This is a genomic window from Kitasatospora aureofaciens (assembly GCF_019192735.1).
GTDB classification, from domain to species: Bacteria; Actinomycetota; Actinomycetes; order Streptomycetales; family Streptomycetaceae; genus Kitasatospora; species Kitasatospora aureofaciens_A.
Map to the genome: position 1 here is coordinate 1 of NZ_JAHTKP010000112.1, position 10774 is coordinate 10774.

The window sequence follows — 10774 nt, forward strand, 5'->3', positions numbered from 1 at the left end:
CCACTGCACCGTGGCCACGCTGCCACCCCTGGCCCAAGGAACAAGTCCCAGACCGCTCCCCGGGCCGCCCCAGAGCATCTCAACTCTGGGTCATCGCAAGGAACTTGGAATTAGCCACCAAGATCGAGCAGCGCTGCGGGGCCGGCGGCGCCGACCGTGCTGGATCGAAGTGTGTCGAGATCACCAGATCCACCGTGCGCTACGTAAAGTGATGCCGTGATCGCATTGGGTGATCACTGGCGTGTCGTCACCGCCTCCGATGCGGCTGGCGCAGGCTGCCCTTACGTGAGGTGGAGGTGCCAGTGGCCAGGCACGGGAGACAGCAGACCGGTTCGCATCGCGGTCCGGGGCCCGAGAAGAGCGGACATCGACCACGACCATGGGCGTGGGTGCACACCTACGTGGCGGGGCTGGCCATGCTGGCGGGACTGGTCTTGCCGACCGTCACCCCATCCCCGGCCTGGGCCGCCACACCCCCGAACGCCTACGTTGCCAACCTCGGCTCGAACAACGTGTCGGTGATCAATACCGCCACCAACACGGTCACCGCCACTGTCAACGTCGGCAGCAGCCCGTGGGGCGCCGCGGTTACCCCGGACGGCACGCACGTCTACGTCACCAACGAAGGCTCGAACAACGTGTCGGTGATCGACACCGCCACCAACACGGTCACCGCCACCGTCGGCGTCGGCAACACGCCGAGGGGCGTGGCGATCACTCCGGACGGCATGCACGCCTACGTCACCAACGCGGGCGTAGGCACTGTGTCGGTGATCGACACCGCCACCAACCTCGTCACCACCACCGTCACCGTCCAAGGCGACCCGTCCGCCATCGCGACCTCCCCGGACGGTCTGCACGTCTACGTCACCAACGATCAATCGAACTCCGTGTCGGTGATCGACACCGCCACCAACACCGTCACTACCACCATCGGCGTCGGCACCAACCCGGTCGGTGTGGCGGTCACCCCGGACAGCCTGCACGTCTACGTCGCCAACGTTAACTCGAACAACGTGTCGGTGATCGACACCGCCACCAACGCGGTCACCGCCACCGTCGGCGTCGGCAGCATGCCGTTCGCTGTGGCGGTCACCCCGGACGGCACGCACGCCTACGTCGCCAACGATCAATCGAACTCCGTGTCGGTGATCGACACCGCCACCAACAGCGTCAGTACCACCATCGGCGTCGGCGCCACCCCGGCAGGTGTGGCGGTCACCCCGGACAGCCTGCACGTCTACGTCGCCAACGCCAACTCGAACAACGTGTCGGTGATCGACACCGCCACCAACGCCGTCAGTACCACCGTCGGCGTCGGCACCACCCCGCTCGGTGTCGCGATCATCCCGCCCACCACGACTCCCAAGCCTTCCTTGACCATCACCAAGAGCCACACCGGGAACTTCATCCCAGGCAGGCCGGGCGTCTACACCATCACCGTCGGCAACAACGGGACCGCCCCCACCGACGGCACCACCGTCACCGTCCACGACACCATCCCGACAGGACTCACCGCCCTCAGCATCACCGGCAACGGATGGAGGTGCACGCAGGCCACCCTCACCTGCACCCGCAGCAACGTCCTCAACCCCGGCGGCACCTACCCGCCCATCACGCTGCGGGTCCGCGTCTCCCGCACCGCCACCGGCACGGTCACCAATACCGCCACCGTCAGCGGAGGTGGCAACGGCACCGCTACCGCCACCGACCCCACCATCATCGACCCCGGTCCGGGTCACTGGCACCACTGCGACCACGGCGATTGGCCGCACTGCAACCACCGCACCTGAGACACCGACACCCGGCCGACCACGACGACCACAGCGCGGGACTCCGAACCGGAGGCCCGCGCTGTCCCCATGGAACGGCGGGCCGACGTGAGCGGCGGCAGGCAGCCATGCCGCAGCGAACAGATAGCCGGACAGACCTGCCACAGTGCGCGCCCCCGGTCACGGACGATGGCCGGGCCCGCTTCGCGTGCGGCGCCGTACGGACGGCTCGGGCGCTGGGTGCAGGCGCAGCGGGCCGGGTGGCCGGGTCTGGAGGAGGACCAGCGGGACCTGTTGTCGGCGATCGGCATCGAGGAGAATCAGGAGCTGGTGGCGGCGAAGCAGGCCGCCGAGGCGAAGCCGAAGGTGTCCCGCACGGACCGGTTCCAGCAGGGCCTGGCGGCCTTGGCTCAGTTCGTGGAGCGGGAGCGCCACGCCAACGTCCGCCGCCCGCACAAGGAGCCGCTGGAGAGCGTGGAGACGGGGCCTGGGGGTGAGGAGCAGGTGGTCGTGTCGCACTTCGCGCTGGGCACCTGGCTCAACAACCAGAAGTCCAGGAGGGCGAAGCTGACGCCGGGCCAGCTCGCGCAGCTCGCCGAGCACGGCGTCGGGTGGGCGTGGCGTCCGCACCAGAGAGAGATGCCGGTGACACCCACCGCTCCCCCAGTGACAACAAGCTGCAGTGTCGCACCAGCAGCGACGTCACCGACCTGACTCTGGAAACCGCATCACGATGACGCCACATCGGGCCGGGCGGGTGCCTGGCCCGGCGGTACGCTGCCGGGGCCCCGAGAAGGCATTGGGAGGCCGTCGCGCCTGCGGGTGGCGGCCTTCCGGCTTCTACCGCGCCGGGTGCCTTGATGGGGTGGATTCCGGGGCTTCGGGCAGGCAGTGGGGCCGGGGTGTGGAGACTGGCCGCGCACTTACGAGGCGGTGCGGCTGGGCGAGATCGACCTCTTCGCCGGCCACGGCCCGGAGGAGCTCGCCGGGGCCACCCGCTGGCGGTACTGAGCGAACGACCGGACGGCCGCCCGGTTCAGGCGTCCGCTCCGACCGGCGCCGGTTGTTCGCTGTTCCAGACGACCCGGCCGTCGAGGTCCCTGATGTCCAGTGTGCCGCTGCTCGTCAGGTAGGCCCGGGAGCCGCGGACCTGACCCTGCCGGGGGCGGGACCAGAGTGTCGCGTCGGACCGGTCCAGGACGGCGAGGGTGCCGTCGAAGTTCATGATGCACGTGGCGGTCTCCGGTGAGACCGTCCACGCCGTCCAGATCGCCCTCCTCGGGGTCACGGTGTAGTCGTAGAGCACGAGGTTCCCGTCGGTCCCCTGGAGGGTGAGCTCGAACTTGTGGGTCGGGTCCCACAGGGACTCGCCGCGGTGGAGGACGTCGCCCGGGTACATGACGGGGCCCTGCGCGCTGGGTCTCTGCGTGTCGTAGACGTAGTTGAGGTCCGCGGCCTTGGTGTCGAGCACCGATCTGATCACCACCTGCGGGTTGGTGTACACGGCCATTGGATCGTCGATGTTCTCGCCTTCACGGGGGTCCTCGCCGGTCGGCTGGTAGGCGTTCGGGTGTTTGTCCTGCCACTGCGCCCAGAGGCGGTCGATGTTCGCGTGGTGCAGGAAGAAGACCGGGTCGTTGGGCGCGGCGCCGAAGTCCGCCATGTTCCCGCCCATCCACCGGTGGACCCGGTTGTGCATGGCGGGGAGCCGATCTGGCGGGATCCAGCCCTCGATGGCGGCGCGGAAGACTGAGGTGGCCGTCGGGTCCCACGGGGACCGGTCGTAGATGTTCCAGGCGTTGCAGTAGGCCACGTGCTCCGCCGTGGGGAGCGTGCTGGGCTGGCCCGGGGTGTTGCCTAAGCTCCTGCCGAGCGCCGGACCTGTGTTGGGGCCGATGCACCGCCACCTGTGGGTCGGCTCCCAGGCGAAGAGCCCCTTGGTCACCGGGATGCCGCCTGGCCCCATGAAGGTCTCGCTCCAGACCGATGTCTTCGGGTCGTCCGCGCGGGTCCAGTCCCAGTACGGGATGGTGAGCGTGGGTCGCGTCTGCTGCAGATCGCGCTCCAGGTACGACACGAACACCCGGTGCCAGGGCAGGAAGCTCGGAAACCCGTGAACTACCTGCTCCGCCGCTGCCTGGATGTGGGTGTTGATGTACCAGTCGTAGTCACCTGCGGCCTTCAGCTCCAGGAGCGCGGTGACGTAGGTCTGCTTTTCGGCCGTCGTGAGGAACTCCTGGTTCCTGCGAACAAGAGGGGCCATGGCCCGCTCCCTTCCGTGTGCGACGAGCGGCTCGACGCGCACAGGGGGTACAACGGGTCCGTCTCGGGTGCGTATAGCCTCCCGGCATCGCCGGCCGGCCGCCGGACTGATTTCACCTTTGATTCTCGCTCGCCTGCGCGGAGGCCGCCATCAGGCGGCGGACAGTGCCTTGTCGGAGGTCACGCCGCTCAGCACCGCGTCCAGCAACCGGATACCGGGCGTCCAGGTCCTCGCGGCGCAGCGAGAGCAGGTGCTCCCTGCCAGCCGCTGTCGGATGACCCACTCTCGCGCGGCACCCGCCAGTGGTGCGTCGTGGTCGGCTTCGACGGCACGCTCGGCGTGCGCAGCACGCTGTCATCGGGTGCGTCAGCCCGTAGCGGCTCGGCTGACCTGGGCCTGCTCTGCTGAAGAACCGTCACGGAGTCCTTGATGCGACCGAGGTCGATGAGGTGCCGGGCCAGGATGCTGCTGTCAGCGGGGGTGTGCTGTTCGAGAACTGCCACGGCCTCTGCAGTGCGTCCCGCATCGGTCAGGAACTCGGCACTGGACCTGGCTGCATACCAGGTGCCGCCCTCGGCGTGCGCTCGCGCCTGCTCGATTGCTTCCTCGCGCAGGCCGCACGCGACCATCAGCGGGAGCCGCATCCTTTCGAGGTGCGAGCCGGCTTGGCCTTCGGCAACCTGGAATCGCAAGCACTTGTCGATAAAGAGTCAGCCAGCGGTGACCGCGTGGACACGCGTGGTCACCGAACGCGGCCGGGCCGACCCGTTGGAGGCCACGATGGAGAGTGCGGAGCACGTCTGGATCGGCAACCAGCTCACCCTGAACCTCGGTGCGGGCAGGGTGTCAGCCCAGAAACTGGGCCTGCGGGTCAGTCCGAGCGCGCCCTGGGACACCATGACCTATGGCCAGGGCATCGCGCTGGGTGGTGACTTCTACGGCGTGGTGGGGGCACCGATCAGCACCGCCAGCGATCCGGAGGCGGCCTTCCGGAGGGCATGGCGCAGTCTGGTCAACGCCGGTCCCAACAAACCGATGGCGAGTTCGGAGCGGACCCAGGTGCTGGAGATCATGGACAAGGAGATCGCGGCCGTGGAAGAGGCCCTGCAGAAGGGCAGGGAGCCGTCGACCGTCTACGCGGGGCTGGGCGACGAGCTCTCGGTTAAGTGGACCGCCGTGACCCTGTTTCGCTATCTGCTTCTGGCACAGGAGAACTGGGACCACTTCGCCGACTACGCGGTGCGGGCCTACCGCGCAGGACACTCGGTCGCAATGCAGGAGGCGGCGCTGGCCGCCGGCGCGGGCATCGGCGAAAAGGACCGCCAGGTGCGGCTGGAACGGGCATACGCGATGAACGCCTTCGCCGACCACTTCCTGACCGACCTGTTCTCGACGGGCCATCTGCGGGTGCCCCGCAAGGAGTTGAACGACCAGGTGGCCTCGAAGATGTACGCGGGCCTGCTCGCGCGGGCCATGCACAACGAGGACAGCCGCCTCGGCCTGAAGGTCAGCAACGCCGCGGGCGAGCAGTGGATGGCCTATGGCGACAAGCGGCTGCTCGACTCGGTCGGCGCGGAGAACTGCAAGAAAGTGGTCAAGGCCGCGCAACTGTCGGCCGACGAGGTTTGGCAGGCCTACGAGCACCCGAACGCCGCCCGCGGCGCGGCGGCGCTGAGGTTGATCCCCAACGCGGAGCCCGGGACCGTCGGGAATCTACTGGTCACTTCCGGGACTTCGGCTCGTTGATCTGGTATAGGGCGTTTCGATGAGCTGATCGGTCCGTTACGGATGAAGTTGGAGGCGGTGACCCCGCATCTGAACGAGCGTCAGCGCCGGCTGCTGTACGCGGCGGAGGCCCGCCAGCTCGGTCACGGCGGGATCGCCGCGGTCGCCGCGGCAGCCAGGATCTCCAAGAGCTGCATCCGCCGGGGACTGGCCAACCTGGAAGAAGACACCCGGGCGGACAGCCGGGTACGGCGCCCCGGCGCGGGACGCCCGTCCGCGGCCGAGAAGGACCCCGGGCTGCGTGCCGCACTGACGGCCCTGGTCGAGGACCACACACAGGGCGACCCGATAGGGCCGCTGACGTGGACCACGAAGTCCCTGCGCCATCTGGCGGACGAACTCGCCACCCAGGGACATGCGGTGGGGCGGGACACCGTCGCCGCGCTGCTGAAGGAGGCCGGGTTCAGCCTGCGCGGCAACGCCAGAGTCCTGGCCGGCAGCTCGCACCCGGACCGCGACGCCCAGTTCCGGCACCTCAACGACAAGGTGCGGGAGTTCATGGACGCCGGGGACCCGGTGATCAGCGTGGATGCCAAAAAGAAGGAGCAGATCGGGCTGTTCGCGCAGGCAGGGCGGGAATGGGCCCCGCCCGGCGCGCCGGTGCAGGTCCTCGACCACGACTTCCCCACCCAGGCGACCGGCACCGCGATCCCCTACGGCATCTATGACGTGGGCCGCAACACCGGCTTCGTCGTGGTCGGAACCGACCACGACACCGCCGCGTTCGCGGTCGCCGCCCTGCGCCGCTGGTGGACCGAGGAGGGCCGCACCGCCTACCCCACCGCGCGGCGGCTGCTGGTCACCGCCGACGGCGGCGGCTCCAACAGCTCCCGCGCCAGAGCATGGAAGGCCAACCTCGCCGTGCTGGCCACCGAGACCGGCCTGGAGATCACCGTGTGCCACCTGCCGCCGGGAACATCGAAGTGGAACCGGGTCGAGCACCGCCTGTTCTCCTTCATCTCCATGAACTGGCGTGCCCGCCCGCTGACCAGCTTCGACGTGGCACTGAACCTGATCGCTGCCACCACCACCGCGACCGGACTACGCGTCACCGCCCGCCTCGACAGCGACTCCTACCCCACCGGAGTCGAGATCGATGCCCAGCACGTCGCCGCGCTGACCGTGAACCCCGATCAGTTCCACGGCGAGTGGAACTACACCATCCCGCCCCAGCCCGGCGTCCCCACGGTGCCGCTGCAGCCGCCCGGACGCCGCTCCCACCCCCGCGCGGCCCACACCTTCGATGCGGCCCTGGCCACCCACCCCATCCTGACCGGCCTCAGCCGCCAGGCCCTCGACCACCTCGTCGCCGAGATCCGCGGGATGCTCGACGCACTCCCACCGAAACAGCGACCCCGCCACCGCAAACTCACCACCGAGAACATCATCTGGGCCACCGTCCTGGACCAGCGCGGCCTGCCCTGCTCACTGACCGCCCACCTCTTTCGCATCGGCGAAAACCAGATGCGCACCCTCCTCCAGCAGACCAGACCCCTGCTCCAGCGGCAGGGGCACCAAAGCGAACCTCTCCCCGTCCGCCTCATCGACCCCTGCGAACTCGCCAGATACGTCATGCACGCGACGTCAATGAAGAGTTGACACGACACGCGCCACTAATTTGTCGACGGCCCCGGAAGAAAGAGTGCTCACCTGCGGTCGGGGGTGTGTTCGCGTCGGTGTTGACGTGCGGTCGGAAGGCGGCGCACTGCCTGCCGGGTGGCTTTCGGCGAGTGTTTCTGCCCTGCCGTGCCCGCCTGGTGGATGGGATGGTGACCCAGGCAGCCCGTGCCGGAGCGTCGTGCCCGTTCCGGTGGCCAGCCCGCCAGCGCCTTGGCCATCGGCGGTCGTTGCCCCGGCCAGCCGTCCGCGGGCCCTCCCGCCTGGCCGCCCCGGTACCCTCCCGGCCCGGCTGCGGCGCGGCGGGCCGTCATGATGCGTACGGCTACTCGCGGCCCGCGCCCGCGCTCCTGGAGGCTGCTATGCTCCGCTTGGGGGTGGACTGGCAGCCCGGTCGAAGACACCGCGCCCGGCAACGGCGGTGTCGTTGGTCGGCCGAAGCGGGCGTACGGTCTGTCAGATCCGATCGGCGGGTGTTTTCCGACCTTCGTCATGCTGAGCCGGGCAGTATGTGAAGGGTTCACGATGTCTGTCTCCGACGGCAACACGCGTGCTCGCCAGCGTTTCGTTCTGACAGCTTGAGGCGGCGGTCTTTGCGGAGTTGAACGCACGCTTCGCTCCTTGGGACCCGCTGGACGGCAGTGTGTTCGGCATCGTGCGGACCGCGCCGGCGCCCAGCGGCCTGACGCTGCACCTGAGCGCCGGATCTGCCGGGTACGTGCTCGACGCCTTGGTTCCCAGGCCGGAAGAGGCCGCGATGGTTGAGGAATGGAACGCCGATCCCGTGATCGGGGTGCCAGGACTGCGCTGCCGCCTGGTAGACGACGACCGTGTCGAGATTCACCTGGCCGGGAGCGGCGCCCGGATCGAAGCACGGCTGCCGCGGGAGGAGCGGGCCGAGGTCGCTGAATGGATCGCCGCCCTGGAGGGGGCCTGGGGGTCCCTGCACGACAGGCTCAGCGAGACCGAGGCCCGGTTCATCCAGGAGTACCGCCAGCGGAACGTTCCCGCCACCGAGATGAGCCGCGCGCTGCGCCGGCTGCCCGCATTCAGGGATCTGCCGGGCGTGGACTTCCACCACACAGCCACGGTCCACGAGGTCGGCGGCGGGCTGGAACTGCCCGACGAGCAGGACTTCGCCGTTCTGGCCGCCCGAGGCCGGTCACGCGCTCCACGAGGATCCGCCCACCGGACGCCCGGCCGCCGGACACACACCTGGGGCAAAGTACTCGCCGTCGTCGGCGGCCACGGAGCCGGCGGAGCAGGCCGCAGTACGGTTGCCGCGTCGCTGGCGATGGCGGCTGCGGGCCAGGGGCGTCGGGTGCTGGTGGTGAACACCGATTCGAACGGCATGGTCAGGGACTTCCTCGAGCCCGCTGCCCCCCAGCCGGCCAGGGCGCGGTGGTGCGCGATCTCGGTGGCCAGGCCGGCATCGCACGCGGGCGTGCACGGCGACGCCCCCGCGACCCACCGCTGGATGCTGCCCATCCCGCTCCACCGGCTCCTCCTGGTGCTCCCCGCCCAGCCCCGAGGAGAAGAACGAAGCCCAGGCACCCGTGAGGCGCGCGATGCGTCAGGCAGTCGACGACAGCCCGCGACGTATCGAGTCCGGACCACGCCGACGGCGCGCTCATGGCGCTGCGAGCCCGAAGACCTGTTCAGTCACCGCCGCACGGGCCTCACCGCGCAAACGGCGCGGGCTTGGCCCAGTGGTCATCCGTTGTTGCGAAGACGCTGTTCGGTGTAGGTTCTCGCAGCCGGTGGCCAATTGGCCCCATTCAACCTGCTCCTTTTCGGCAGAGCACGAGAGCTGCTGGGCAAGATCTTCCACTTCAGGAGGCCATTGCCCGAATTGGCTCGCTAGTCGACTGTCCACCTCAAGCTCCTTGGCGGCACCGACCAGGGTGCACTGAGTCACTCCCGACCGCCCCATCCCCAGTGTTGTGCGAACAGCCGCGGTCGCCGGGCACGACGAGTACTGTCTGACTGATAGTCAACGATGGCTGGGGATCCGGATGACGGGCATTGAGATCGCAGTCGGGTACGCGTTCGCCTGGTTGGTACGTAAGGCCAAGCGAGTGGCAGGCCGAGCAGATGCCGAGGTCGACCGCACACTCGACGCGGCGATGGATGGGCTCCACGACCTGATCGGCGCCAAGCTGGGGGAGGAGCCTGCACTGCGCAGGCTTGCTGAGGAGGCCGAGGCAGGGCTGGACCAGGCCAGCGACCGTACCCGGCAGTGGGTAACGCTCGCGCTAGAGGACGCCGCCGAGCGAGATCCTAGCTTTGGCGAAGCCTTGAAGCGCGCGGTGGAGCAGGTGCAGTCGCTGAACAGTGCCTCACGCGCGCCCGGCGGGGTAGTGGCAGGGGACCGCGGGGTAGCCGTCGGCGGGATCATGCACGTCCACGCCGACCGCGGCGGCGTCGCAGCCGGGCAGATCGCGGGGGACGTGACGGTGGGAAACCCTCCCGCGCCGGGGACGCCCCAGGGCTGAGCGGCCCCGGCAGTACGCCAGTTCCAAGCTCCATGCCCTCTACCTCGATCCACGCTGAGCACGGCGGAGTCGCCGCCGGCTACATTGGTGTGCTCCGCCAGCACCTTGCCGACGGCCAGGTCGCTCGGATCGATCGCCCTCGACCGGTCGTGGAGTGGACCGCGCAGCAGCTCGGCGTTCACCCCGCTATCCACGGCGTCAACCCGCCTGACAACGATTACGCGTTCGTTCTCCCGACGTACCTCGAACGCGACCACGACCAGAAGCTTCGTAGCTGCCTGCTCAACGCCGCCTGCGGTGAGCAGGCAGTGCTCGTCCTCGTGCGAGGGTCGTCGTGCAGCGGCAAGACCCGCGCCGCCTTCGAGGCCGTCCGCGCTTGCCTGCACGGCTGGCAGCTTGCCTTCCCCAAGACGCCCAGGGCGCTCCTCGATCTGCTCAACGCCGGCGCCCTCGCTGCGCATACCGTGCTGTGGCTCAACGAAGCCCAGAACTACCTCGACGGGCCGGGCGGAGAGGAAGCCGCCGCCGCATTGCGCAGCCGCATGGAGGAATCCGGTCCGCTCTTGGTCCTTGGCACGCTGTGGCCCGAGTACCACCATAACCTTACCGCCACCCCCCAGCCCGGCCAGCGCACGACAGATGCTCACCCGAATGCTCGTGCCCTGCTTGACCAGGCCGTTCTCGTCGACGTCCCACCGTCCTTTACCGCCGAGGCCCTAGGGCGCGTATTCGGTCGTGATCAGTGGGTCCGGGTGAGGTCCTTGATCCAGATCATCGCGCCACGGAGGTGGAGGCCGGCGAGGTAGCTTTCCGGGGTCTTGTCATACCGGGTGGCGATGCCT

At 69.0% G+C, this 10774-nt stretch carries 9 protein-coding genes; 7 read left to right on the top strand and 2 right to left on the bottom strand.

What is annotated here, in order from left to right:
- Positions 1–389 precede the first annotated feature (389 nt).
- On the top strand, positions 390–1793 hold the full coding sequence (locus KV557_RS40580) for a YVTN family beta-propeller repeat protein (RefSeq protein ID WP_308130307.1): 1404 nt from the start codon (positions 390–392) through the stop codon (positions 1791–1793).
- A gap of 168 nt (positions 1794–1961) precedes the next feature.
- Positions 1962–2486, top strand: coding sequence for a Helicase associated domain protein (locus tag KV557_RS40585; RefSeq protein WP_218207087.1), 525 nt, complete (start codon positions 1962–1964; stop codon positions 2484–2486).
- 322 nt (positions 2487–2808) lie between these two features.
- Here KV557_RS40585 and KV557_RS40590 read toward each other — a convergent pair whose 3' ends face one another.
- Positions 2809–4035 (bottom strand): tyrosinase family protein, encoded by a 1227-nt coding sequence (locus KV557_RS40590; RefSeq protein WP_218207088.1) that lies wholly within the window; start codon positions 4033–4035, stop codon positions 2809–2811.
- A 188-nt stretch (positions 4036–4223) separates the two neighbouring features.
- Positions 4224–4727, bottom strand: coding sequence for a hypothetical protein (locus tag KV557_RS40595; protein WP_218207089.1), 504 nt, complete (start codon positions 4725–4727; stop codon positions 4224–4226).
- Between the two features lie 46 nt (positions 4728–4773).
- Between KV557_RS40595 and KV557_RS40600 the strand changes: the two genes are divergently transcribed.
- The 5 genes from KV557_RS40600 (at position 4774) to KV557_RS40620 (ending at position 10738) form a co-directional block, all read left to right on the top strand.
- On the top strand, positions 4774–5781 hold the full coding sequence (locus KV557_RS40600) for a hypothetical protein (protein ID WP_218207090.1): 1008 nt from the start codon (positions 4774–4776) through the stop codon (positions 5779–5781).
- Positions 5782–5823: 42 nt separating this feature from the next.
- Complete coding sequence (locus tag KV557_RS40605; protein ID WP_374106731.1) at positions 5824–7419, top strand: ISAzo13 family transposase; 1596 nt, start codon at positions 5824–5826, stop codon at positions 7417–7419.
- 619 nt (positions 7420–8038) lie between these two features.
- Positions 8039–9184, top strand: a complete 1146-nt coding sequence (locus tag KV557_RS40610; RefSeq protein ID WP_218207092.1) for a hypothetical protein — start codon at positions 8039–8041, stop codon at positions 9182–9184.
- Between the two features lie 268 nt (positions 9185–9452).
- Positions 9453–9932, top strand: a complete 480-nt coding sequence (locus tag KV557_RS40615; RefSeq protein ID WP_218207095.1) for a hypothetical protein — start codon at positions 9453–9455, stop codon at positions 9930–9932.
- Positions 9933–9964: 32 nt separating this feature from the next.
- On the top strand, positions 9965–10738 hold the full coding sequence (locus KV557_RS40620) for a hypothetical protein (RefSeq protein ID WP_218207099.1): 774 nt from the start codon (positions 9965–9967) through the stop codon (positions 10736–10738).
- Positions 10739–10774 lie beyond the last annotated feature (36 nt).